The organism is Pseudomonas izuensis, assembly GCF_002356535.2.
Lineage (GTDB): Bacteria > Pseudomonadota > Gammaproteobacteria > Pseudomonadales > Pseudomonadaceae > Aquipseudomonas > Aquipseudomonas izuensis.
In genome coordinates, this window is sequence record NZ_AP017423.2 from 1,918,851 (window position 1) to 1,944,228 (window position 25,378).

Here is a 25,378-nt window from a genome sequence, read left to right on the forward strand (position 1 = left end):
AACGTACAGTACAAGAAAATCAAAAACATATTTATGGTTTTCGATTTTTTTGATCCTGTCCTATCTCGTTGATGGTTACTTTACGGATGATTACGAGTATTTGTTCTTCTCTGCTACTTATCCGCAAATACCAGCAGATTCCGGTTCAAATGCCAGTGTCGCAATTTTCTGTCTTTTAACACTTATTGTTTATAGCTTGCTTACAGTTTTCTTCAGTAAGAAAACTGAAATTCTTAAAGTGAGCTATGAGGTAAGAGTTACTAAAAAACTCATTGCCGTATGCTTTTTTTACACGCTGTTCCTCGGAGCGTTGGTGTTGGTCAGCATGCAGAAGTACTCCCTGTCTCTATTGTTAAGTAATAGACAGAGTTTTTTTGAAGATAATTTGCTCGCTGGTATTGCTTTGTACACGGCACCTGCGCTTTCAGTGCTTTCATTCGTAGGCGTCAACAGCACCAAGTCGATGCCCCTCCGGCTGTTCTTCATCCTGGTCCTGGTAGTGACCTTCTGTGCAAGCCTCATTTCGGGTAGCCGATCGACATTGGTATTAAATTGCATTTTGCCTTGTATTTTCTATTTGGTAATTAAAAATACTCAGCGTAAAGGACTAAAGAAATTAAGTAAGAAGACAATAGTAAAGTTGGTATCGGCTTGCTTGGTGTTGTTTAGCCTGTCCACGCTATATCGGGACTACACTCGCGGTGAGCAAGAAGAACTGAATGCTTTTGTGTCCCCTGATTTTGTAACCTTTGACTCCAGTGCCTTGATAATTCAACAAGATATTGGTCCATCTCAGACATATTTGGCCGCTTTTACTTTCCTGATCCCTCGATCAATATGGAGTGAAAAGCCTATCTCAGGAAACAGATATTTCACTCAAGAATTTTTCTATGAGCGCTTGGTCGACAGTGGGGCGGAGATTACGTCGTCACTGATTGGGGAGGCGTACATAAATTTTCGCTGGTTAGGCGTGATCAGTGCGGGTGGACTGTTATTTGTTTTGAGTCAGCTTATTGAGAAGTTATTCAGGGTTGGTGGGATTTACTCTGTGCTGGGTCTGATTTTCCTGTTTAGGGGGACCAATATTATCAGAGGTGATTTGCTGAACACGCTGGTGCCACTATTTTTCTCGTTTTTTATATTTTACATAGCCTCGGCAAAAATCGTGTTTTCAAGAATGAGCTCAAATGTGAGGTATGCCAGATGAGAGATGGGAAACAAATCGAAGTTCTTTTCTGTCTGAGGCGAGATGCGCCGGAAAAGCCAGGTGGTGATTCCGGGAAAGTATATAAATATAAGCATTTTCTTGAAAGAAAAGGTTTTCTCGTGACGGTTGTAACTGATCCGGCAGAGTTGAATGTCGGGAAGTTTTCGCCTGATATAGTCCATCTTTTCAATATGCAAACGCCTTACGAAAATTATAGATATATGGAGTGGGCGCTAAGGAAAAATGTGCCGCTCTGTTTTTCGCCGATCCACCATGAAAAGAAATATATGGTGAAGTATTTTGAAGGCGGATTGCTTGGAAAGCTTCTGAATTATGATGCTTATTTAATGCTTTCTTCTTTTGTAAAGGAGTTTGCCAGATTTAAAACACTCAGTAATCTGAAGTCATATAAAAGTACGCCTCAAAAAATAAACCGGGCGTTGGTTGAAAAATCGGCTCGAATCTTTCCGTTGTCGAAAAGTGAATTGCATCATATCAAAACTGATGTTTGCTCGAAGCTGGCCGTATCTAAGGTAAAGGTGTTGCCTAATGCGTTGACCTTCATAGAGGGCAATGTTGATGAGAATGTTCCTCGCGACATTGATGTTATGGTGGTAGGCCGAATTGAGCCTAGAAAAAATATCCTGAAAATAGCAGAGGCGTTGAAAGGCACTAACTATAGAGTAGTGTTTGCCGGTAAGGAAAATACCAATCACAAGAAATACTGCCAGGACTTCAAGGAAATAGTTGGGGCGCACTCCAATCTTCAGTATCTTGGGGAGTTAAATCAGGATCAATTAAGTTATCATTATAAGCGCTCCAAGATAAACCTATCGAATTCGTGGTTTGAAGTTGTTTCGCAGGTCGATTTGGAAGCCACTTCGTTAGGGTGTAAGCCGATTGTCTCTGCGGCGTCTGCGCTTTTTGATTATTTTTCTTCTCCTCCACTGAAGCTTGAACCAGATTGTAGCAAAGCAGAAATTTTGAATTGTATTGAGTATGCGTTGAAGGAAGAGTATCGACCCAGCATCAAGAAAGCATTCACCCTTGATTGGGAAGATGTGACCGATATATTGGCCAATGAATACACGGCTTTGCTTTCTCGTGAGGCAGTTCATACATGAAAATTCATATTTCAATCGTCGACTTTTTTAAAGCCCCAAGGCTTATAGAAAGCCTGAAGGCGCTAGAGAAGCAAAGTCTGTTCGAGTTTTGTCAGGTCACTGTTTTTGACAACAGTGTCGATGACGACAATTTTATTAAGCTCAATGAATACATAAAGAATAAAAAAAATATTGTCTTGATCAGGTCGTCTTTTAACCAAGGCTATACCAAAGCAACGAATCTCTCTGTGGATTTTTCCGCCGATTTCGTGGTGTTGCTGAATCCGGATTTAATACTGTCTTCAGAAAATTGCATAAAAGACTCTATCGAGATACTTCAGAATCATAAAAATCTCGGGCTGCTTGGAATTAAACAAGTAGACGATGACGGCAATGTAGAACTGGTCGCCAGGACATACCCGAGCGTAAAGAGTCAGTTGGCACGTAGGGCTCCATCGTTTGTTTCCCGGTTTTATAGAGCAGAACGTGAAAGTTATGAATGCGCCGAAGTGAATCGCCAGGCATCTGGCGTGCACATCGTTGATTGGGTGCAGAGTTCGTTTTGGGTTGTAAAAGGGGAGCTTTGGAGAGAGCTAAACGGGGTCAGTGAAGACTTTTTCCTTTTTATGAGCGAAGCAGATTTTTCCTTGCGGGCAAAAAAAATAGGCTACCTCACGGCACTCAATTGCAACATACATGCAATTTCTGATGGGGTTCGTGCCAGTGCTGGTGGGTGGAAAGCCATCTTCAGATCCAGAGCGTTCCGAAGTCACGTGTCTGATATGGCTATTTATTATTTGAAGAATTTATCTACATCGAAAAGGACTCTTCCATGAAATTAACAGTTTTTGGCACTGGCTATGTCGGGTTGGTTCAAGCCACAGTTCTGGCTGACGCAGGTCACACCGTTTGTTGTGTAGACAAGGATGTGAATAAAATAGCGAAGCTCAAAGATGGCGTGATACCTATTTACGAACCGGGGCTCTCTGCCCTTGTTAAAAAGAACTACGAGGCGGGGCGCCTTATCTTCACTACCGATGCCGCCGAAGGCGTAGGTTTCGCGGAAATACAATTTATCGCGGTCGGCACCCCCCCGGGTGAAGACGGCAGTGCAGACCTGCAATACGTTCTGGCTGTGGCTGAAACAATTGCCAGTCATATGCAGGATAAGAAAGTTGTAATCAATAAGTCCACGGTGCCGGTAGGCACGGCGGACAAGGTCAAGGAAAAGATTTCCGATGTCCTGAGTGCGCGAGAATGCGCCTTTGAATTTCATGTAGTTTCGAACCCGGAGTTCCTGAAAGAAGGATCGGCAGTCAGTGACTGTCAAAAGCCGGACAGAATCATCATTGGTACAGACAGTGATTATGTGATCGATTTGATGCGTGCTCTTTATGAGCCTTTCAGCCGTAATCATGAAAAAATTATTGTAATGGATGTCCGAAGCTCGGAACTGACCAAGTACACCGCTAATTGTCTTCTGGCAACAAAAATTTCGTTCATGAACGAAATCGCCTGCTTGGCTGAAATGTTGGGTGCAGATATAGAGTCTGTTCGTAAAGGCATTGGCGCGGATCAAAGGATCGGCTATCAGTTCATTTATCCTGGTTGCGGCTATGGTGGTTCGTGCTTTCCAAAAGACGTGAAGGCATTGGAACACACTGCGCAGCAATTGGATTTCGTACCGCATATTTTGAATGCGGTCGAAACGGTAAACCGGAAACAGAAAAGAAGACTGTTTGAGCAAGTACAGTATCATTACGAAAACAAACTGCAGGGAAAAACATTTGCTCTCTGGGGGTTGGCGTTCAAACCCAACACGGATGATATTCGTGAAGCATCAAGCCTGGAGCTCATGCGCTTGCTCTGGGAAGCAGGCGCTAACGTACAGGCCTATGACCCCAAAGCGATGGAAGAGGCGCAGAAACTCTATCCGGCACATCCGAACTTGCGCTTGATGGGTACTAAGGAAGCAGCTTTGCAAGGTGCAGATGGTCTGATTATTGTTACTGAATGGCAGGACTTCAGGGCGCCAGACTTTGAAATTATAAAGAAATCACTAAAAGATCCGGTGATTTTTGACGGACGAAACCTTTTCGATCCGGGTAGGGTCGCCAAACAAGGCTTCCACTACTACGGTATCGGCCGAGGGCTTTCGATCCGTCCGGTCATGTAGAAACTGACCTCTATTGAGCCGAGTTGGCCTCAATGTATAAATCTTTATAATTTCTCCAGGGTTAGATTCCCATGAAACAACGTATCCTCGTAACGGGCGGAGCCGGATTCATTGGCTCCGCAGTCGTACGTCATTTGCTGAAAAGCGGCAAATATATAGTCGGAAATATTGATAAGTTGACGTATGCCGGGAATTCGGAGTCTCTTGCATCAGTCGATATGATGGAAGATTACCACTTCTTCAAATTTGATATCTGTGATAGACAGAGCATTGAAGGGGTTTTCCAGGAGTTTCGCCCCGACGCTATTATGCACTTGGCGGCGGAGTCTCATGTTGATCGATCTATAGATGACTCGTCGGCGTTTATTCAGACCAATATAGTCGGAACTTATACCCTGCTAGAAGTTTCCCGGGGTTACTGGCGCAAGCTAGACGCGGAAGCTCAGAAACAGTTCCGGTTCCATCATGTTTCTACTGATGAAGTTTTTGGTGATCTGGAAGGGACAGAGGATCTTTTCACCGAGTCCACGCCCTATGCCCCGAGTTCCCCTTATTCGGCGTCCAAAGCAGCGTCCGACCATTTGGTTCATGCATGGCATAGGACCTATGGATTGCCTGTTGTAGTAACCAACTGTTCAAATAATTACGGCCCTTTTCATTTTCCTGAAAAGCTGATCCCGCACGTTATTCTAAATGCCCTGCAAGGAAAGCCACTCCCTGTTTATGGGGATGGCGCCCAAGTGCGAGATTGGCTTTATGTTGAAGATCATGCTCGGGCTTTAATCGAGGTACTCACCCGAGGCCGGGTCGGTGAAACCTACAATGTCGGTGGACATAACGAAAAGAGAAACCTGCAAGTCGTTGAAATTATTTGCGAGCTTTTGGATGAGTACGTCCCATCCGGTACAAGCTTAGATAACGCAAATATCTCATCTTATAGAGAGTTGATTACATTTGTAAAAGATCGATCAGGGCATGATCGTCGCTATGCAATAGATGCAAGCAAAATAAAGAATGAACTCGGCTGGGTTCCAGTAGAAAGTTTTGAGACGGGTATTCGCAAGACCGTGAAATGGTATCTGGAAAATCGACCATGGTGGGAGAGTGTTCTCAATGGAGATTATCGTCTTGGTCGCTTGGGAACCACTGTTGAGTAAGCGGTAATCAAGCATACTACCATCTTGTTGCGGAGCGATTTATGAAAGGTATTATTCTTGCGGGCGGGTCTGGTACACGTTTGCATCCCATAACACGAGGGATATCAAAACAGTTGTTGCCTGTTTTTGATAAACCAATGATTTACTACCCGCTCTCGGTCCTGATGCTGGCAGGCATCAGGGAAGTATTAATTATTTCGACACCTGAAGATTTACCAAATTTCAGTAAGCTGCTGGGAGATGGATCTTCTTTTGGTATCGAGATTTCCTATGCTGAACAACCCACTCCCGATGGTCTCGCACAGGCGTTTATTATCGGTGAGAGCTTTATAGGTGATAGCAATGTTGCCTTGATTCTGGGCGATAACATTTTCTATGGGTATGGATTTAGTGCCATGTTGGCCGATGCGGCCAACCGTAAATCCGGTGCGACGGTTTTTGGTTATCATGTCACTGATCCGGAGCGCTTTGGGGTCGTTGAGTTTAACGAAACGGGCAAGGCTATCTCTATCGAAGAGAAGCCAAAATATCCGAAGTCCAACTATGCCGTTACGGGGCTTTATTTTTACGATAACGACGTTGTCCGGATCGCAAAAGACGTTAAACCGTCACACCGAGGTGAGTTGGAGATCACCGATGTTAACAACGCTTACCTCAAACGGGGCGATTTGCATGTCAGCCTTTTGGGGCGCGGATTTGCCTGGCTGGATACGGGGACCCATGAGTCACTGATGGAGGCGGGCCACTTCGTCCAGACCATTGAAGCGCGCCAGGGATTGAAGGTCGCTTGCCTGGAAGAAATTGCTTATTTCAAGGGGTGGTTGACCGCCGAGCAACTCGGTAACCAGGCCAATGCTTTGGCAAAAACGGGCTACGGCCAGTACCTGTCCCGTTTATTGGACACGGTATTGCCATCATGAACGTCATCCAGACCCAATTGCCTGGTGTGTTGATTATTGAGCCAAAAGTGTTCGGTGATGAGCGGGGGTTTTTCGTTGAGTGCTACCAGGAGTCACGTTATCGTGAAGCCGGTATCGAATTACCCTTCGTACAGGACAATCACTCACGGTCGCAGCATGGAGTATTACGTGGGCTGCATTTTCAGCGTAATCGACCCCAGGGGAAATTAGTGCGTGTTACTCGTGGCGCGGTCTACGATGTAGCAGTGGATATCGATCCGGAGTCTCCAACGTGTGGGGAATATGTAGGCGTTGAACTCTCGGCGGACAACCATTTGCAACTATGGATTCCTCCAGGTTACGCCCATGGATTCTGTGTGTTGAGTGATATCGCCGACTTCCAATATAAATGCACCGATTTGTATTTCCCGGCAGAAGAGGGCGGCCTGATCTGGAATGACCCTGATGTGAATATTGCGTGGCCGGTAGATACGCCAAAACTGTCGGAAAAAGACCTGCGTCACCCGAGCCTGCGAGCTCTGCTAGGCGGGGAATGAATATGCGCGTTCTTGTTACGGGAGCTCAGGGACAAGTCGGGCACGAGTTGCTCCGGCGAGTCCCTGCCGGATTCTCGGTATCTGGCTTTGGTTCGCAGGATCTGGACATCAGTAACGCTGATCAAGTCCTGGCAGTGTTTACATCGATCAAACCGGAACTGGTCATCAACGCGGCTGCGTACACAGCAGTGGACAAGGCTGAGACTGACGTCGAGCGAGCCTATGCGGTCAATTCGGACGGAGTAGGGTTTCTTGCGGCGGCTGCGGAAAGGCTGAGCATTCCACTTTTTCATATATCCACGGATTATGTGTTCAGTGGTGATAGTGATAAGCCATACACGCCCGATGAGGGGACTCAGCCCTCCGGTATTTACGGGTTGAGCAAGTTATCCGGAGAGCAGCGACTGATTGAAGAATGTTCGCGCCATCTGATCTTGCGCACCAGTTGGGTGTTTGGCGCGCACGGCAATAATTTCGTGAAGACCATGCTTCGTCTTGGAGCGGACCGGGAAACATTGTCTGTCGTCGCCGACCAGCATGGGGGCCCCACCTCCGCAGGTAGCATTGCCGATACGCTTTGGGCTCTGGCTTCGAGTTTTCAACAGGAAGGTCGTCTTGACTGGGGGGTGTATCACTACAGTGGTGCACCGGCCTGTACCTGGTATGACTTTGCCAATGAGATATTCACACAATCCATAAGCCTTGGTCTGCTGGAACGGCGCCCCCAACTCACGGCGATCACTACCGCAGAGTATCCAACACCAGCCAAGCGTCCGATGTGGTCGGTGCTGGATTGCCGAAAGCTGGCGGACGGATACGGATTATACCCCTGCGACTGGGCGCAGGATCTTCGGTCCGTTCTTCAGCAGCTGGGAGACCTGAAGGGCGCCTGATGCTGGATAAAGCTGAAAAACAGTCCGACCATTAATAACATTCTTCGCGGCATTTGAGCTTTCCTCATTCAATACCGCATTATCGCAAGCCCTCTGAATACGTGGTGTTCATTGGGCATTTATACATGTTAGAAAAATCCATGGCTCATCATCGTGATCAGCGCTATCGGTAGAGCAATGTCTCATCGGTGGCATAGATCTTCTGTCGATGACATGATCTACAAGAGGTAAGGTGAGCGGGCGCGTAATATATCTGCATCTGGTCATGCTTTCGCTTCTTGGTACTTAGTATCAATCCTGTATATCGAGAAGGAGTCTGATATGAAAAAGCTATTTGCTATCACGCTATTGGGCGCTTTGAGTACCACAGTAGTTGCGGCAGAAGAACCGTTGACACTGAACACTCCTTTGGTGGGCTCAGTCACCGTGGGAACGGGTTTGGCGATTGGTGCGGCGGTAGTCGCGGGCGTTGTGGCCGCGTCCAACAGTGGTGGGAGTTCTAATGGAGGTACCACAGGTACCACCGGTACTACCGGTACCACTAATTGAAATAGTTCTCGGTGTTTTGGACAAGGTCACACAGGGTATCCTGGGTGGCCTTGTTTTTTTGGATGTGCTCTCAACTAGTGTAGTGCCAATATGATTCGTAATCTTTCTGTTGCCATACTGGCAAGTATTGCCTTGCAAGGCTGCATGTTTTCTCCCGGTCAACATATGGACACCAGTCAAATTGTTCGTGACGGTACATCCGAGAGTGGGAACGTTGAACTGATACCCATCACGCCTAAATTGATCGCAATGGAAGCCTCCACTCAGGTCGACGAGTCAATCCCACCAGAGTTGTTGAGTTACTCACCGGAAAGTTATCGGATCGGTGCCAATGATTTGCTGTTCATTACCGTTTGGGACCATCCGGAGTTAACCGCTCCTTCGGGTCCACAACAGCAGATCGACGCAAACGGACGTCTTGTACGGCCGGACGGAAAGCTGTTTTACCCTTATGTTGGCAACATCGCGGCTGCGGGTAAAACAATCGAAGAACTACGCGCCTATATTTCTGAGCGACTCACCCAGTTCGTTGATAGTCCGCAAGTCGACATCAGTGTATTGCGGTTCGCCAGTCAGAAAATCGTTGTGTCCGGTGCAGTTGTCAGAGCCGGACAGCAACCGCTTACCACGACGCCCTTGAGTGTTGTGGAGGCTGTTGGTTATGCCGGTATCGATCCGCTCAACGCTGATCTGTCGGGCCTGACGCTGACGCGTGATGGTCGTGAATATAAGTTGGATCTGGACGCATTGAACCGCCAGAAAAACTCCGCGCTACCCAACGTTTACCTCAAGGCGGGTGATCAGTTGTATCTGCCTTACAACGATCGTAAACGCATCTATGTCATGGGTGAGGTTAACCAGCCTCGGGCATTGACCTTCAAAACCAAAACAATGAACTTGTCCGACGTTCTGGGTACGGTGGGCGGCCTCAACCAGACAACCTCCAATGGCAACGCCGTTTATGTCATCAGGGGAGTCGAAAATCTGGACAAGGAACCAGCCAAGATTTTCCAGCTGGAAGCCACCTCGCCATCTGCCATGGCACTGGCAACGCGCTTCGATGTACAAGCGCAGGACGTGGTCTATGTCGGCCCCGCCAACATCACGCGTTGGAACCGTTTTATCAGCCAGTTGGTACCGTCCGCATCCATCGTGGGTATAGGCGCAGCTGCAAGAAACGATATGAGCGAAGCCGGCAGCAGATAAGGGCAAATTCTACCCGTGAATATTTTGCGCAGCAGCGCCTGCTTGGCGATGGCTTTCATGCTGTGTGGGTGTAACCCACTGATGAAAGCCTCTTTCGATACCCTTAAAGCGTCCGCAGTGGGGCCCGACTCTCTGGAGTTGACCCAGGCTCAGGTGGACGCTGTTCCTTTTCCTCAGATCAAAGTCACCACGTCTTCCAGCGAAGGCGTCATGGCAATGATTCGCCAGCGTGGCGACCTGCAGTTCTGGGTCGCTTCCGGTAAGCAGGTGTTGTTGATGCGCGACGGTTTGATCGTGCGCAGCGTCGGGCTCGGTATCAACCTCGATGGTACCCGCTGGGAGGGTGAGTCGCCGTTCAAGCGTGGGCTGCATCGGCTGCCCGACGGTTACAGCAGCACCCGCTGGATCGATCTTTATGACGGCTACCGTGTCGGGATTGCCGTGAGCAGCCGGTTTACCCAGGAAGGCATTGAGGATGTCAAGGTGATGGACAAGACGTATGCCTTGCTCCGCGTTGATGAGCGCATTGATGCGCCTCAAATAGATTTCCATGCAGTCAATCGTTACTGGGTCAGGCCACAGGATGGTTTCGTCATTCAGAGCGAACAGCATCTAACGCCTCAAATTTCCCTGAAGTTCATTCAGTTGCGTTCTCAGCAGGGAGCTATTCATTGAAGCGTCTGAATATAGTGTTTGCCGGCTTGTTATTAGCTGGCTCAGGCCTGGGCCATGCCGACGTCACCGTCAGTGGTGACGTTCGCAGTCCCGGCCCATTCAAGATCCAGCCAGGCGCCCGTTTGCTGGATGTTATTACCGCTGCACAACCCAATGCTGAAAGTTACTGGTTGGCTGCCGCCTGGTTACGCCAGCCTTTGCTGGAAGAGCAGCGCCGGTTGAAAGTCGGCGTACTGTTTGATCTGAAAGTACTGCAGCGTGGTGCCTTGTTGTTTAACAAGCCTGCCCGGGCAGCCTTGGCCGACCAACTCTATGAGGAGGTTGCTCGACTACCGGTTACGGGGCGCCAGGTTGCAGTGCTTGACCCTGTTGCGGTCGAGGTCGGGTTTGCCCTCAACGATCGCATCGATGAGGGCGACCATCTTGTCTATCCACTTCGTCCAGATACCGTGGAAGTGTTGGGCGCTGTCGCGAAACCTTGCCGGCTGCCTTATCGCGCAATGCAGGAAGCCCGCGACTATCTGCAAGCTTGTCAGTCCTCCGCCGATGCCGAGATGGATTACCTGTGGATTATCCAGCCCGATGGCCACACCCAGCGGATAGGCATTGCCTTGTGGAATCGGGAGGAGGGGCACTGGCCCGCCGCCGGCAGCAAAATCCTCGTGCCGATCAAGAACGATGATCTTGACCCGCCAACACCTGAACTCAACCAACAGTTGGCCGAATTTCTCGCCACTCAACCTGTGGCTGAGGTGGCCCCTTGAAGTTACGTTTTGCAGCCGTTCTGTTGTTACCTTGTGGTTTGGCTCATGGAGAGCCGCGTTATACCCAGAATGATTTCGGTGGGGTGGGCTTGTTACAGACACCCACCGCACGCATGGCGCCTGCCGGTGAACTGAGTGTCAATGCCAGTCGAACTGAACCCTATACTCGTTACAGTCTTTCGCTACAGCCCTTTGAATGGCTTGAGGGCTCGTTTCGCTATACCGCCATTACCAACCGGCCATACGGCCCCGAGTCACTCAGTGGCGATCAAAGTTACAAGGATAAGGCCGTTGATGCCAAAGTTCGTTTGTGGCAGGAAAGTCATTGGCTTCCTCAAGTAGCACTGGGCTTTCAGGACATCGGCGGTACGGGCTTGTTTTCCAGCGAGTACTTTGTCGCCAACAAACGCTTCGGCAATTTTGACTTCAGTGGCGGTGTCGCTTGGGGGTACATGGGGAGTCGGGGAGATTTCGATAACCCACTTGGGTGGGTCGATGACCGCTTCGATACAAGACCGCCCAGCGAAGGGACAGGTGATTTCAATGCGAATTATTTTAGAGGATCCCCCTCCATTTTCGGTGGCGTCGCTTATCAGACACCTTGGGCACCGCTCAGTTTGAAACTCGAATACGAAGGCAATGATTATAAAAGTGAACCCTTCGCTAATTCGATTAAACAAGACACGCCCGTCAACATCGGCGCCGTGTACAAACTGACAGACTCGATTGACCTCAGCGCTGCCTGGGAGCGCGGCAATACCGCCATGTTCGGTATTACCCTGCACACCAACTTCGCCAGCCGCAAGACGCCAGTGAAGACCTACGACCCGCCGGCTGAGCCTCTTCCCGCTCAAACGCCTGCTACTCCCCCGGAGCAGGTCAATTGGGCCAACGTGTCCCAACGCCTGCAAAATAATGCCGGCTATAAAGTGGAGCGCATCACCCAGCGTGGCTCTGAGTTGTTGGTGTATGGCGAGCAGTCCCGTTACTTCTATTCGGCGAAAGCTGTCGGCCGGGCCAGTCGAATCCTGGATAACAGCGTCAATGACGATATCGATTGGTTCACCTTGGTGAACAAGCGATACGACATGCCTCTGGAAGAAACCAGTGTGCCCCGCGAAACCTTCCGCGAGGTGGTCAAGAACGAAGAGTCTCTGCAAGATTTGCATCGCGCAACCGAGGTCAATGCCGCGGTACCGCACACCGAGACCACGCTGTATACCGGGGTGCGGGATCCTTTCTCTTATGGACTGGGCCTGGGGTACAAACAGAACATCGGTGGGCCAGATGGCTTGCTCTATCAGATCACTGCCGATGCCGACGCTGAATATCGCTTCACCCGTAATACCTGGTGGAGTGGTTTGCTGAGCGTCAACTTGTTGAATAACTATGACAAGTTTACCTACGACGCACCGAGTGGATTACCTCGAGTACGCACAGACCTGCGCAAGTATCTGACGACCTCCGACGTCACCATGCCGACGTTCCAGCTCAACCACGCCAAGCAGTTGGACAAGGATCTTTATGGCATGGTTTACGGGGGGTATCTGGAGTCCATGTTTGCCGGGGTCGGTGGTGAGGTACTGTTTCGCCCGGCGGGCCAGCGCTGGTCCGTCGGTGCCGATCTGAACTTCGTTCGCCAGCGTGACTTTGACCAGGGCTTTGGTCTGCGTGACTACTCGACCGTTACGGGGCACGTCACGGGCTATACCGACTTGCCTTTCGAAGCGCAGGCGGCTGTCAGCGTGGGCCGTTATCTGGCCCGGGACTGGGGCACTACGATCGACCTGTCCCGTGAGTTCCGTAACGGCGTGCGATTTGGTGGCTGGGTCACGCTGACCACGGCGACTAAAGAGGAGTATGGCGAGGGTAGTTTCGACAAGGGAATCTACATCTCCATTCCTTTCGACGAGTTGATGAGCATGTCGACGATGCGTCGTGCCAACATCGTCTGGGCGCCTTTGACCCGGGATGGTGGTGCGCGGCTGAATCGTAGTTACTCGTTGCACACGATGACCGATAGCCGTGACAGCGATTTGTTCTATCGCAACTTCGAGAAGATTACCGAGTGATGATTGGCGATCTGCAAGGTGGGTTTGCCTTGCAGATCGCTCTGAGGTTCCTACAGCCTGGTGACACTCGACAGCGGCAGGTTGATACGCTGCTCGCGTTGCAAAAAGTTCATCAGCAACACAACCCGCTCATCGCCATCCATCGCTAGAAAAAGCGCTTCCAGCTCCGCAAAACTCCCTTGGTTGATACGCACCAGGTCGCCCTGTGTCAGCAACGATTGTGCCGATGGTTCGCGCTCGCGCAGTTGAAGATGCCCAATCACATCATCAGCAATCGCTACAGGCTGACCACCAAAACTGACCGTCCTCAAAACGCCTCGCGTCGAACGCAGGGGTGCCCAGTTGTCGTGCAAGCTGAGCTGGATAAACAGATAGCCGGGAAACAGCGACTCGCAGAGTGTCTGCCGCTTGCCCCGCAGGAGGCGTTCGCGACGATAAGTCGGGCGATAGCATTGGTAACCCTGACGCTGCAAATTTTCCTCGGCGCGCTCATCCTGGTTGGCTTTGCAGTGAATCAGGTACCAGGCGGGTTTGGCATATTGTTTACTCGCGATCATCCGAGTCTTCCTTACTTGGCGAGTTGTTTAGTCTTGAGTTGCACCGGACCAAGCGAAAAGGGGACTTTCGTCCCCTGATTAATCCGCTGGCGCACCATCAAATTGAGGCTCGCCGTCAATAAATGTCTTTTGACAGCAAGGTGAATGGCGTCTTCACCAGGATTTTCAGATCCAGCCACAGCGACCAGTTGTTGATGTACTTGAGGTCGATCTCGACGCGCTTCTGCATCTTGTCGATGGTGTCGGTCTCGCCGCGGTAACCGCTGATTTGAGCCAGTCCGGTGATACCCGGTTTGATTCGGTGACGAGCCATGTAGGCGAGAATCTTGCCGGAGTAGTAATCATTGTGAGCAATGGCATGCGGACGTGGCCCGACAAGGGCCATATGGCCTTGCAAGACATTGAACAACTGCGGCAACTCATCGATTGAAGTGCGGCGGATAAAACGTCCTATCGGCGTTATCCGCGAGTCATTACGACTGGCCTGCTTCACTTCGTGGTCATCGTGCACGCGCATCGAGCGAAACTTCCAGACCTGAATGACCTTGCCATTCCAGCCATGGCGGTCCTGTTTGAAGAATACCGGACCCTGGGAGGTGAGTTTGACCGCCAGGCCAATCGCCAGCAGCAACGGGCTCAGAACGACAATGGCCATCAGCGCCACGCTTTTGTCGAGCAGGCTTTTGCTCAGTGCGGCGGTAGGTTGGCTGGTCAGCGGGCTTTCATTCAAATGGATCGCCGGAAGGCCATCCACATCACTGACCGAGTGATTGAGCAGCGTCAGGCTGTTCAAGTCCGGTACCCAGACAACATCGACGTGGGCATCCAGCAGATCGCCATACATGGCCTCGATCTGTGCCGCTTCACTCAGCGGCAGTGTGATGTACAGGCGGCGGATATCGTGGGTCTGGATCAGTTCCAGCAGTGCCTCTTGCGGGCCTACAACAGGTGGCGCACCCTCAGTCATCAAGGGCGTGGCGTCCGAACTGACCAGGCCGACCAATGGGAAATGCTCAAGGGTACGAAGCTTGTTGGCCAACCCCAATGCCAGATCGCCAGTACCAACAATCAGCGTTTTCCGCTCCCGTTGAAGTGAGCGTTGGTAGTATTTCGAGAAGCCATGCAACGGGACATATAACAACGCCTGCCCGATGTAACTGCAGATGGCCCAGATCAGAATGATCTGACGGGAAAACAGTTCATTGGCCTTGCAGAGGAACGCGACAATTGCTAACGCTGCCAACGTCATTGACCAACCCATCAGGAGTCTTATCAAACCTTCCAGGTAATTGTCTTGCTTTGCATAGACGCCGCACCAGGTATAGGCGGGCACGGATGCAAGTACGGTGAGTGTTGCGCATACTCGATAATAGAATTCTACGTTTCCATTCTGGTAATAAACCAATAGAAGTAACAGGGCGACAACAAAGCCCTGACCCATTGCCCACTGTCCCCAGAAGGTCAATCCTTTGAGAGTGGTATTTCGATTGATACGAAGATTGTTAACCATGCGATATCCCCAAAATACGTTCATTTCCGTGTCGACAGACAAGAACCAAAGTTGATCTGGCATGTATTATTGTTTTTATTAGATAGCCAACCGTTGACGAACTGAAACGCCAAGGGCGGCGCTGTCGCCAGTAAATAGAGTAAGTGATTGGTTTGAATGCTGTCTGACGACTTTTAACGATGGGGGTGGTATGTTTCGGTTGATATATTGGGCAAGCAAGGCGTGTTAGAAATGGTCGATAAACTGATTTTGTGAGGTGGGGTTTATAGAAGAGGAGAGGCAGATTGGGAAGTGAGGCGGTGTGCTTTTTTATTGTTGTAGTGCACTACCTGGGATGGCCGTTTCATTGACTCAGGTCAGACTTTGCCTCGGGTGATTTTTTGTATCAGGCAATACCCTCGGTTGCGGACTGCACGAAAAAGACGCTCGCCATTGCTGGCGCTTTTGAACTTTTCCTGGAGTCGGCTCAGGCACATTTCGAGACCGCGATAATGTTCGGGTTCTCTGCCGATGCTGCGGATAAGGTCGTCCTTGCTGACCACGCGATCATCATGATGCAGCATGGTCTTGAGCAGCGTGGCCTCCAGTCCAGTCAAGACAATCTCTATGTCATCCTTGATCAGTACGCCGTTACCATTGCTTAATCGCCAGGTTTCGTTAAATGGGTTGCATTGTTCAGCCGAGTTGGAGACGCAATCCCTGGTGTCATCCCCGGCATCATCGGCGAAGCAGACGATGTTATCGAATTGAGTGTCGGGCTGGGCAGCTTGCCACTCAGACTTGAATGTCGAAAGAACGCGCTGTGTATCATGCTTGATAACAGGCGAAACCATTCTGTCCACGTGCGGGAAAATAAATTCCATAAGTTTTGGAGCAGAGGAAAGATGGGCTACACTTTCCACAAACATTTTTGCCTGTGACGTACCGAACGAGTTATATCGCTTGCTGGAAAGTAGTGCTTCCAGTTCCAGTTGTAGCGCTGGGTTATGGGTTACTACAACAAAGTATTTTCTGAGGAGGTTTGTGCTGCTATCCATGGCTCTCTCCTGATGTGCACGCCTGGTAATGGGATTAAAGGTTTTCGGCAGGGGAGTAATGGCTCCCTTGGAAATAGTCAAAGGGCAGCGCTCGGGCCAGTACATGGCTGGCAGCATGCTCGACGCTGTCCGCTATAAAGCAGACTTTATTATTGTGCGCTTGCAGGATCATGCGTTCGTAAAGTCGGTTGAAAAGGTCAGGGTTGCCCGTGAGCTCAAGGTCCAAGTCTAAGGTCGAAATGGAAATCTTTATATAGTCGAATAGATTCAGGGTTGTGTATGTTTCGATACTTTCGTCGTAGATATCGAAGCCATCGAATGCGATTTCTATGCCGTGATCTTTCAATAGAAATACGTTGTGGAGGACATTTTTTTTGTCGGTAAAACTGTCCATCGACAAAGGCAGCGTGTTTAGTGCGATCACCAGCGTCTGACCGAAACCACGCAGGATGTCGCTGCACCGGATCAAGTCTTCAGTGAGCTCGGCATGGGTGAGCGCAGACTGTTCTACACACACAAATCGGCGGCTCAGATGTTTGTTTTCGCTAGCGCTGTTGCGGTTTTTCAGCGAGAAAGCGCTCAGCCGGGTCTGCATCAGCACTTCGCTGTAGATGCCACCCATCTGATGCGCTGCTGGTGCGCCAGAGTCAATAGCGGACAAAATCAGGCTATCGTCGGATTGTATTCTGATCTCGCTGGCAAATGGGCAGCCATCGCGTGTAAGAATCAATTGCCGAGAAAAGTGTTGATCCGCGCGGTCGAAGCGAGGCACGCATCCGGTTGCGTTCATAATGCAAAAACTCCGTTGCACATAAATAATCAGGTGGTAGAAATCAAACCCCTGATTAAACGATATCCATACCCACGAATGCTTTGAATGGCGTTGGTGCCATACATGCCTTTTATTTTGCCGCGAAGGCGGCTGATCGATTTTTCCAAGGCCCTTGGGTCATAGAAATTTATATTGAGCCCCATGACTTTGGCGATTTCATCATGGCTCAATATCTGGGTTTTCGTTTGAGAAAAAGCTTCAAGAATTTTCATTTCTGCAAACGAGACATCAAGCTTTTTATAGTCCCCGATGAGGCACATGCGAGTCGGGTCCAGGAGCAGATTGTCTTTCTTCTGCCATTCCGGGCTACTAAAGACCTCGGAAAACACCTCGGCGCTATCATCAGGCGTTCTATTGAACTTTATGCAGTAATCGGCGCCGGCAAGATAATATTTCATCTTGTTGTAGGTGCCTGAGCCTGTGATAGCCGCAATAATTGTTGACGCCAAATTGTCGGCACGAAGGCCTTCAATCAAGGCAATACTTTCATCAAGCGCCTGGGGGCTATCAATGACGACAAAAACCGCCCGATACAAATCAAGGTGCTTGTTTCTATTGAACGAATTGCTGTAGCACGCTGCATCAACGGTTATATCGGTCCCTGCGTGGCTGGCGACTAATTCCCTGAAACCCTCAGCTACGATATGGGTCCGTCCGATGGTGAGAATCCCTGTCTGCTCCTTTGCGTGGCTGTGAATTGAAGTCGTTTTGGTCCCTGTAAGCATCATGCTTTGACTCGGCTGGGTGCAGACGGTTGGATGTTAAAGCACCAATTCTCATTTGTGACTGACAATTGGTAACATTTCACCAAAATTTGATGCGGTAGACACGTTTTTTTTAACATTGCCGAACAATCGGACGTGATCGTTGGGTGTGGACAGCCAAATTGGCCAGGAATCAGGAGAGGGTAACAGGGTATAGCATTGTGCCATCTTTTTGTATCGATATCCTGATTTGCCGGACCGATAAGCTGTGCGTGTGGCCGAAGCGTGAATCGTTTTGCGCTTTTTCCTGGAGGATCAATTAGCCCTGAAAAATAGTTGCCTGTAGAGGGTGTTTCGCGACGTTTTTGGTAAAGGTATATCAAATAATAACTGATATATAACTTTCGTTTGTTAGTGCTGATATGGACAATTGATAACAACCAGTTTCATTACGGGCCATGATGCGTTTTACTTTCGTGCTCGCCAAATTGTATTTGCCAGGCTGAACTAACATCAGCTTGGACATTTGGTATTTTTGGAATGAGTCAGGTAGCGAAAATTCCAAATACTTGAATAGACAGCAGTCCCTTGAAGGGCGTGTCGTGTGGGGCTAGCGGAGAATTTATGGATTTTTGGACGACCATCACGGTGCTGATCCTGGGGGCGGTCGAAGGGCTGACGGAGTTCTTGCCTATATCAAGTACCGGGCACCAGATTATTGTCGCGGACTTGCTCGACTTCGGCGGCGAACGGGCAATGGCGTTTAATATTATTATTCAGCTCGGCGCCATCCTCGCGGTGGTCTGGGAGTTTCGTCGCAAGATCCTCGAAATCGTCAGCGGTTTGCCAACGCAGCGCAATGCACAGCGTTTTACCTTGAATCTATTGATCGCCTTTATGCCGGCCGTTGTCCTCGGGGTATTGTTCGCCGACAAGATTCACGAGTACCTGTTCAACCCGATCACCGTGGCGATGGCATTGGTGGTGGGTGGCGTGATCATGTTGTGGGCCGAGCGCCGCGAACATGTGGTGTGCGTCGATCATGTCGACGATATGCGTTGGACGGACGCACTCAAAGTCGGACTCGTACAATGCCTGGCGATGATACCGGGCACTTCGCGCTCAGGATCGACCATTATCGGTGGATTGCTGTTTGGACTGTCGCGCAAGGCCGCGACCGAGTTTTCGTTCTTTCTGGCCATGCCGACCATGGTCGGCGCCGCCGTCTATTCCGGCTACAAGTATCGAGACCTGTTCCAGGCTGGCGACCTGCCGGTTTTTGCCTTGGGCTTCGTGACGGCGTTCGTATTCGCCATGATCGCCGTTCGTGGCTTGCTCAAGTTCATCGCCAACCACAGTTACGCCGCATTCGCCTGGTACCGGATCGTATTCGGATTGCTGATCCTGGCGACATGGGGATTTGGCTGGGTCAACTGGACTGAAGCGGCGCACTGAACACCAGTACCAGGCTGCGGGATCAGCAGCCTGGTATCGGGTAATGCTTAACGCCCTTCAAGCAACTGCGCCGCCTGATCCAGCAAGGCCAACGGCTCTTTGGCCTTGTGGATATCCACCGACAACAACTGGCGAAACTTGCGCGCCCCCGGAAATCCGGTGCCCAGCCCCAGCACATGCCGCGTGATGTGATGCATCGAACCGCCTGCCTCGATGTGTGCGGCGATATACGGCCGCAACTGCGCCAGCGCCTCGGCGCGCGTAATCACCGGTGCGGTGCTGCCGAACAGCTGCTGATCCACTTGCGCCATCACATAAGGGTTGTGATACGCCTCACGGCCCAGCATCACCCCGTCGAACGTCTGCAAATGCTCGTGGCAGGCCTCCAGCGTCTTGATCCCACCATTGAGAATAATCTCCAACTCCGGAAAATCCGCCTTCAACCGCGCCGCCACGTCATAACGCAGGGGCGGAATGTCACGGTTCTCCTTCGGCGACAACCCCTCCAGAATCGCAATCCGCGCATGCACGGTAAAACTCGTGCACCCGGCCTCGCGCACCGTACCGACGAAATCACACAACTCTTCGTAACTGTCGCGCCCGTTAATGCCGATGCGATGCTTCACCGTCACCGGAATCGACACCGCGTCGCGCATCGCCTTCACACAATCGGCCACCAACTGCGGATGCCCCATCAGGCACGCGCCGATCATATTGTTCTGCACCCGATCGCTCGGGCAGCCGACGTTCAAATTCACCTCATCGTAACCGTGGTCCTGGGCCATGCGTGCGCAGGCAGCCAAGTCCAACGGAACGCTGCCGCCGAGTTGCAACGCAAGCGGGTGCTCGGCTTCGTTGTGGCGCAGGAAACGTTCGTGATCGCCGTTGAGAAGCGCGCCGGTGGTGACCATTTCGGTGTAGAGCAGGGCGTTTTTCGATAACAGGCGCAGGAAGAAACGGCAGTGGCGGTCAGTCCAGTCCATCATCGGCGCGACGGAGAAACGGCGGGAGAGCGGGGCGGGTGTGGCGATGGTTACGGGCATTGGGGATCTGGAATCGGTGAGGCTGGGAGGTGGGGGAGTTTAACAGGAATGGGGGTGTGGGGTTTTGGTGAGTAGAGGGGGGAACAACGTATTTGAGCGAAGGCAAGAGGGGCTAGTTGGCTAGGTGCGAGTAAATAGAACTGTCTGATTTTTCCCAAAGCGACCAACGGTTACCGCTGACCGAAGTGTGGGCCAGTAAGGTTGCGTTGACGTAAGAGTTTGAGAGATGGCTCATAGCTATTGCGGCGATGTACGATCCACACTTTGATATCAGACAGGGATTGCAGCTCATGGAGCTTCTGGCATTAATCGCGGGTATAGCAGCATTCGTCCTCTTGATAAAAAATACGAAACTCAAAGGGCTAATGAATCAGCTGAAAATGGAGCTGACTTCAAGACAGAATGACCTAAATGTAACCGAGCAAGAGATCGCTGCATTGCAGCAACAATTGCAGCAGAAACTCAGGGAGCTGGAGCGTTTCAAGGATATCGTGGATGCGGAAGCTGAGGCGGTCAGAATCCTCGGTGAGACCAAAACTGAACGTGTCCGTTTACTGCAGCAAGCGCAGTCGAAAGTGGATCAGGCAGAAACCCGATTGATCCAAGCGATCGCGGATGCAGAAAAAATAATCGCGGGCGCACAAGAGCGAGCGCAAGAGGTAGCAGGCGATGCCCTTGAGGCCATGGGTAAAGCCAAGCACTACGCTGAAGCGGCTCAGGCGATGAAAAACATAATAGAAGGTTACGGTGACGGCTACATCGTACCGACGTACAACCTTCTGGATGATCTGGCTGAAGAGTTCGGCTTCACCGAAGCAGGTCAAAAGCTAAAAGAAGCTCGGGAGTACACCCGGCTGATGGTTAAAACGGGCCGGGCGGCCGCCTGTGATTATGTCGAAACCAACCGCCGCGAGACCGCATTACGATTCGTAGTGGACGCGTTCAACGGTAAGGTCGACTCGATTCTTTCGCGCTCAAAATCAGACAACCACGGTAAGCTCGAACAGGAAGTTCGCGACGCTGCTGCTTTGGTAAATCTAAATGGTGCACCTTTCCGTAACGCAAGAATAACTGATGAGTACCTAAAGTCTCGCCTGGAAGAGTTGCGCTGGGCTGTCACGGCAAAACTGCTGAAAGACCAGGAACGTGAAGAACAGCGTCAACTGCGTGAGCAAATCAGAGAAGAAGAGAAAGCTCGACGTGAATACGAGCGGGCGATTAAGGATGCGGCCAAAGAAGAATCCAACCTTCGCAAAGCGCTCGAGAAAGCCCAAGAGCAGGTGGCGGCTGCAACTGCTGCAGAGCGTGCAGAATTTGAATCTCGTTTAGCTATGCTGCAAGAACAACTGCTAGCCGCCCAAGAGAAGAATCAGCGAGCGTTGTCCATGGCGCAGCAAACTCGTGCTGGCCATGTGTATGTCATTTCCAACGTTGGTTCCTTCGGCGAGCAAGTGTTCAAAATCGGTATGACACGCCGATTGGAACCGCTTGATCGCGTACGTGAGCTCGGCGACGCGAGCGTCCCGTTTGAGTTCGATGTTCACGCAATGATTTTTAGTGACGATGCGCCGGGCCTTGAGAAAAAACTTCACCGGCACTTCTTGCGCGAGCAGGTCAATAAGGTCAATCCAAGAAAAGAATTCTTCCGAATCGAGCTGCCAGCGATCCGTGCCGAGCTTGAAGACCTTGGGGTAGAAACACTTTGGACAATGAGCGCGAAGGCATTTGAATACAAAGAGACTCTGCGGATCGAACAACAGATTCTGGAAAACCCTGCAATCGCTGCGGAATGGACGCAGCATCAATTGGAAGTAGAAGAAGCAATTGAGCATTCGGAGGAGGAAGCGCTGGCTTCAGCTTAACGTTTGTTGCCTATTCGTATGCGTCTTGATTTCGACGGAGGAAGGGACCGAAAAAGGCGGAAACAGAGTGAAAGGGGGACAGGTAAAAGTATAGGGGGAAGGGGACAGATTTATTTTTACGGGTTAATAAATCTGTCCCCTTTTGGTTTTCAGCACAAGGCTTTCAGGGCAGTCAGCAAAAAACTAACCTTCCTAACCGTTTTTCGAGGGGGCAACATGAAAAGTCGAAAGCACCTATGGTGGAGTGTTTGCGCACCAACGTCAGTTGCTGTGCACTCACGTTGGTGCGCAAACACTCCCCGAATCCAGTAACTGTCACCGAAACTGTCACCAGTTCTACGCAACGTCACCTTGATACCGCTGGAAGCCTTGAAAATAGTGGAGCGGGTGAAGGGAATCGAACCCTTGTTATCAGCTTGGGAAGCACCTAACGAGGTGCCTGGGTGAAAGGTAGGGAGGTTAACAGTGGACTGGCAATCGCCTCCTAAAGACTTGGTGTATCTCGCAGAAAACCGCCACCGACGGACGCTATCCAAGCGCTCTTATAAACAGATATTATCTTCGGCGAGAGATTTTTATTTGTCATGTGGGGTAAGACGCCCACTACGTCAAACATACCAATGGCATAATGCCCTTAATCAATATGAATTTTTATGCCACTTTTACTGAATGAGGAAGCCTGTGTTGGATGTATTTAACGAGCGCCGCTGTGCCTGTTGTATCAAGAGGGTTGGGTAGATGACGAATCAACTCGACTACTTAAAGGCGAAACGGCGAATTATGGAAGTATTCGTTCCCGGATTTGATTCAGCTGTCTCGGCTAAATCTCTGTCCGATGAGGAAATGGAGGCCATTCTGGATGCTGTCACTGGTTCACTTCCTTTCCGCAAACCGGCACAAATGCTCGCGCTATCAATGTTCCTTTTCGAGGGGGTAAAGCGATTTGACCGGTGGTTTTCTCCATCGCCATACGTTGTACCGCTAAACCAACATGAGCGGTTCGCCAAGTTTGTTAACGCTTTTTGGCGCATTGAAAGGGACGAGCCGATGAACTGCCCAGTATTTAAGCTTCACCTAATTAAGGATCTTGTCTTTAAGCAATTTGATGAGAAACCAATTGATGCGATAGCTCCGTCGGAGGTGCTCCAATTTCAACACCAGGTTGAGAAAATTTCAGCGCCCACTTCTTCGGTAAAAATGACCGAATTCATACAGCAAAAATCCGAGCTTCTATTTGTTCTAAACGGTTTGATCGATAGAAGTTTGAGGACAATATTCCGATTCCGCATCCCATATGTGCTGCATAAGCAGCCACTTGAGGTCGAGTTCACGTGGTGCGGTGTTCCAATGCGAGCGCTAGTTACTCCATCCTTTCGGGCAACGGAGGAAAGCTTTATCCAAACAGGTGATAATGCAGCCCTCTCAGCGGGGGCCTCTCGGTGGCAAACAGGCTCGTCCGTTATCACTATTGAGCGGGAAGGCCTTGTGGACGGTAGCGCTTTCACCGACCGTCTACAAGCCGTGCCAGGCTCGGAGTTTCCGGTCAATGGCTGGCCAAAGTCATTTACGTTAGCATTCTCGATTTTCCATGACCTTGCTTGGCGGCTGCGTACAGATCATGCAGGACACCAAGACTGGATACCCGCACCTCGAGACTTATCTGACTTGGAGTTTTGGATTAAAACCAGTTCAAATGACAGTCTTGGTTACATTAGAAAAGGATCTCCTGCTGCACTGTTGGAAATATTTACCCCCACAGAAAATTCGTTGAATATTGTTTTAGGTGAGTTGACCCGCTTACCTTGGTCCGCCGAGTGTCGTGTAAGAGCCAACATGTACTTGGAACTCGGAGACACTAATGAGGCGCTTTTCTGGTTGAACGTGGCGGTCGAGTCTCTAATCACGCAGCGTTTCCAGGAAATTGAAGTTGCGCTTGGTCGCCCCGGTCTTGCAGCTGACCTAGGCAGCCCAAGGGAATTCTGGTCGGAAGCAGAGGCTATTCTTTCGAAGCAGTTCCCAGATATGACAGGTAAGGTCATATGGCCTAGTGCTCCGATTCATGTGAGTATTTTTGGTAAGTTGAAATCGTTATACCGACTGGTGCCGATGAAAACTTCCGCTGGCGAGCTGACTCGTAAGTATCAAGTTGTCTCGGGCGAGCGTAACGATTTATTTCACGGTAAGCGAACTTCCCGGGTTACCGTGGCTACGGTTGAGGCAGCATCCCAAGCGTTGAGTTGGATTGACACTAATATGTGGCCTGAGCCACCTAGCGACTCAATAGGGTAACTCTAATTTTTCCGAAGCTTGGTGGTTTGCCAATCGTTAAGTCAAGCTTTGTATATCTGATTATCAAGAAGCTTCCGCTTTTGGCCGATTACAGCCACGCAGCGGGAGCTGTTCGGCCTGACAACCTTCGGCTAACCGATATAGTTTCTTGAGGCGAGCCAAGCCCTGGTTAATAAACCCTGCATTTTCACCGATGGCACTCCAGTGCTCCGCGAACATTTCCTCCAGCTTCCGATGCGCTCCGGGTTTGCGCCTAGAGGCCGAATATCCCTTCCAAGCAATTACCGATTACCAGGTGCGTGCTCTGGGTGGTCCTTCAGAGACCCTCCATTAGAAAGTAGGCGCATTGCGTAAAAAAATTTCAATCTGCCGCCGATATGTTTGGATGCTTGAAGGGGGCCGGCAGTAGGCGATAGCGTCGCTGGCTTTTAGTGGTTTATGGTGTTTTCAAGGTCGCCGGAAAAATTAATTTTTGTCATTTTAGTTTCCCAGCTTCCTTCAATGGAAATGCCATTTTCAAATGGCTCTAGCAAGTGAACTGTAATTGTAACGGGATGGAAATTGGAATTAATTGGTTTTGGGATTATGCCCTCTGAAATATATTCATTTCTATAATGACTTGCAATGCCATCTAACTCAATGAGCGTTGTCATTCCGTTCCATGTTGCAACAATGTTAAATGCAATTTCATTGTCGCGGATTATTAGGCGGTTCACAGTCAGACGGTCGTCCGAGCCGTCGTCAAAATATAGCGTTCCAGAAAACATACTCGGAGCTACCTTGTTTTTCCAAGTTTTAGAAATATCGAGCTACAGCGTATTGTAACGCAAA

At 50.2% G+C, this 25,378-nt stretch carries 23 protein-coding genes; 16 read left to right on the top strand and 7 right to left on the bottom strand.

The features are described 5' to 3' along the window. Nucleotides 1–49: 49 nt before the first annotated feature. The 13 genes from LAB08_RS08645 (at nucleotide 50) to LAB08_RS08700 (ending at nucleotide 13,258) form a co-directional block, all read left to right on the top strand. On the top strand, nucleotides 50–1,207 hold the full coding sequence (locus LAB08_RS08645; RefSeq protein ID WP_372237692.1) for an O-antigen polymerase: 1,158 nt from the start codon (nucleotides 50–52) through the stop codon (nucleotides 1,205–1,207). After that, nucleotides 1,204–2,331: a glycosyltransferase gene (locus tag LAB08_RS08650; RefSeq protein ID WP_096512615.1), complete on the top strand. Its 1,128-nt coding sequence runs from the start codon at nucleotides 1,204–1,206 to the stop codon at nucleotides 2,329–2,331. Before LAB08_RS08645 ends, LAB08_RS08650 begins: the two co-directional genes overlap by 4 nt. Next, on the top strand, nucleotides 2,328–3,146 hold the full coding sequence (locus LAB08_RS08655; RefSeq protein WP_096512614.1) for a glycosyltransferase: 819 nt from the start codon (nucleotides 2,328–2,330) through the stop codon (nucleotides 3,144–3,146). Before LAB08_RS08650 ends, LAB08_RS08655 begins: the two co-directional genes overlap by 4 nt. Then, nucleotides 3,143–4,486 (top strand): UDP-glucose dehydrogenase family protein, encoded by a 1,344-nt coding sequence (locus LAB08_RS08660; RefSeq protein ID WP_096512613.1) that lies wholly within the window; start codon nucleotides 3,143–3,145, stop codon nucleotides 4,484–4,486. The genes LAB08_RS08655 and LAB08_RS08660 overlap by 4 nt, the downstream gene beginning before the upstream one ends. 71 nt (nucleotides 4,487–4,557) lie before the next feature. Next, nucleotides 4,558–5,643: a dTDP-glucose 4,6-dehydratase gene (gene rfbB, locus LAB08_RS08665; RefSeq protein ID WP_096512612.1), complete on the top strand. Its 1,086-nt coding sequence runs from the start codon at nucleotides 4,558–4,560 to the stop codon at nucleotides 5,641–5,643. 41 nt (nucleotides 5,644–5,684) lie between these two features. After that, nucleotides 5,685–6,563, top strand: coding sequence for a glucose-1-phosphate thymidylyltransferase RfbA (gene rfbA / locus LAB08_RS08670; protein ID WP_096512611.1), 879 nt, complete (start codon nucleotides 5,685–5,687; stop codon nucleotides 6,561–6,563). After that, entirely contained in the window at nucleotides 6,560–7,099 is a 540-nt protein-coding gene (rfbC, locus tag LAB08_RS08675; protein WP_096512610.1) for a dTDP-4-dehydrorhamnose 3,5-epimerase, read from the top strand. Before rfbA ends, rfbC begins: the two co-directional genes overlap by 4 nt. 2 nt (nucleotides 7,100–7,101) lie before the next feature. Then, nucleotides 7,102–7,992 (top strand): dTDP-4-dehydrorhamnose reductase, encoded by an 891-nt coding sequence (gene rfbD / locus LAB08_RS08680; RefSeq protein WP_096512609.1) that lies wholly within the window; start codon nucleotides 7,102–7,104, stop codon nucleotides 7,990–7,992. A 321-nt stretch (nucleotides 7,993–8,313) separates the two neighbouring features. Further along, nucleotides 8,314–8,541 (top strand): hypothetical protein, encoded by a 228-nt coding sequence (locus tag LAB08_RS30280; protein ID WP_096512608.1) that lies wholly within the window; start codon nucleotides 8,314–8,316, stop codon nucleotides 8,539–8,541. A 90-nt stretch (nucleotides 8,542–8,631) separates the two neighbouring features. Beyond that, nucleotides 8,632–9,747 carry a polysaccharide biosynthesis/export family protein gene (locus LAB08_RS08685; protein WP_096512607.1) on the top strand — a complete coding sequence of 372 codons (1,116 nt, stop codon included), beginning with the start codon at nucleotides 8,632–8,634 and terminating at the stop codon, nucleotides 9,745–9,747. A 15-nt stretch (nucleotides 9,748–9,762) separates the two neighbouring features. After that, a complete protein-coding gene (locus LAB08_RS08690; RefSeq protein WP_301943430.1) occupies nucleotides 9,763–10,422 on the top strand; it encodes a YjbF family lipoprotein in 660 nt (219 codons plus the stop codon). Beyond that, complete coding sequence (locus LAB08_RS08695) at nucleotides 10,419–11,186, top strand: capsule biosynthesis GfcC family protein (protein ID WP_096512606.1); 768 nt, start codon at nucleotides 10,419–10,421, stop codon at nucleotides 11,184–11,186. The genes LAB08_RS08690 and LAB08_RS08695 overlap by 4 nt, the downstream gene beginning before the upstream one ends. Then, complete coding sequence (locus LAB08_RS08700) at nucleotides 11,183–13,258, top strand: YjbH domain-containing protein (RefSeq protein WP_096512605.1); 2,076 nt, start codon at nucleotides 11,183–11,185, stop codon at nucleotides 13,256–13,258. Before LAB08_RS08695 ends, LAB08_RS08700 begins: the two co-directional genes overlap by 4 nt. 50 nt (nucleotides 13,259–13,308) lie before the next feature. Here LAB08_RS08700 and rfaH read toward each other — a convergent pair whose 3' ends face one another. The 5 genes from rfaH to LAB08_RS08725 all read right to left on the bottom strand — a co-directional run bounded on the left by rfaH (nucleotide 13,309) and on the right by LAB08_RS08725 (nucleotide 17,922). Continuing rightward, nucleotides 13,309–13,815 (bottom strand): transcription/translation regulatory transformer protein RfaH, encoded by a 507-nt coding sequence (rfaH, locus tag LAB08_RS08705; RefSeq protein ID WP_096512604.1) that lies wholly within the window; start codon nucleotides 13,813–13,815, stop codon nucleotides 13,309–13,311. A 115-nt stretch (nucleotides 13,816–13,930) separates the two neighbouring features. Further along, on the bottom strand, nucleotides 13,931–15,325 hold the full coding sequence (locus tag LAB08_RS08710) for an undecaprenyl-phosphate glucose phosphotransferase (RefSeq protein ID WP_096512603.1): 1,395 nt from the start codon (nucleotides 15,323–15,325) through the stop codon (nucleotides 13,931–13,933). Between the two features lie 356 nt (nucleotides 15,326–15,681). Next, a complete protein-coding gene (locus LAB08_RS08715; RefSeq protein ID WP_096512602.1) occupies nucleotides 15,682–16,362 on the bottom strand; it encodes a winged helix-turn-helix domain-containing protein in 681 nt (226 codons plus the stop codon). A 34-nt stretch (nucleotides 16,363–16,396) separates the two neighbouring features. Then, nucleotides 16,397–17,152, bottom strand: coding sequence for an EAL domain-containing protein (locus tag LAB08_RS08720; protein WP_096512601.1), 756 nt, complete (start codon nucleotides 17,150–17,152; stop codon nucleotides 16,397–16,399). A gap of 29 nt (nucleotides 17,153–17,181) precedes the next feature. Then, the gene (locus LAB08_RS08725; protein ID WP_372237691.1) at nucleotides 17,182–17,922 is read right to left on the bottom strand and encodes a winged helix-turn-helix domain-containing protein; all 741 of its coding nucleotides are present in this window, start codon (nucleotides 17,920–17,922) and stop codon (nucleotides 17,182–17,184) included. A gap of 600 nt (nucleotides 17,923–18,522) precedes the next feature. On the opposite strand from LAB08_RS08725, the gene LAB08_RS08730 reads away from it, so the two are divergent. After that, nucleotides 18,523–19,353, top strand: a complete 831-nt coding sequence (locus LAB08_RS08730) for an undecaprenyl-diphosphate phosphatase (RefSeq protein ID WP_096512600.1) — start codon at nucleotides 18,523–18,525, stop codon at nucleotides 19,351–19,353. A 47-nt stretch (nucleotides 19,354–19,400) separates the two neighbouring features. Here the strand turns inward: LAB08_RS08730 and dusA are convergent, their stop codons facing one another. Then, nucleotides 19,401–20,396 (bottom strand): tRNA dihydrouridine(20/20a) synthase DusA, encoded by a 996-nt coding sequence (gene dusA / locus LAB08_RS08735; protein WP_096512599.1) that lies wholly within the window; start codon nucleotides 20,394–20,396, stop codon nucleotides 19,401–19,403. 290 nt (nucleotides 20,397–20,686) lie between these two features. On the opposite strand from dusA, the gene LAB08_RS08740 reads away from it, so the two are divergent. Together LAB08_RS08740 and LAB08_RS08745 are read left to right on the top strand one after the other, a co-directional pair. Then, nucleotides 20,687–22,258, top strand: a complete 1,572-nt coding sequence (locus LAB08_RS08740) for an SNIPE associated domain-containing protein (RefSeq protein ID WP_096515492.1) — start codon at nucleotides 20,687–20,689, stop codon at nucleotides 22,256–22,258. Between the two features lie 738 nt (nucleotides 22,259–22,996). Beyond that, complete coding sequence (locus LAB08_RS08745; protein ID WP_096512598.1) at nucleotides 22,997–24,547, top strand: hypothetical protein; 1,551 nt, start codon at nucleotides 22,997–22,999, stop codon at nucleotides 24,545–24,547. 428 nt (nucleotides 24,548–24,975) lie between these two features. On the opposite strand, the gene LAB08_RS08750 is transcribed toward LAB08_RS08745, so the two are convergent. Further along, a complete protein-coding gene (locus LAB08_RS08750) occupies nucleotides 24,976–25,314 on the bottom strand; it encodes a hypothetical protein (RefSeq protein ID WP_157755734.1) in 339 nt (112 codons plus the stop codon). Nucleotides 25,315–25,378: the final 64 nt, after the last annotated feature.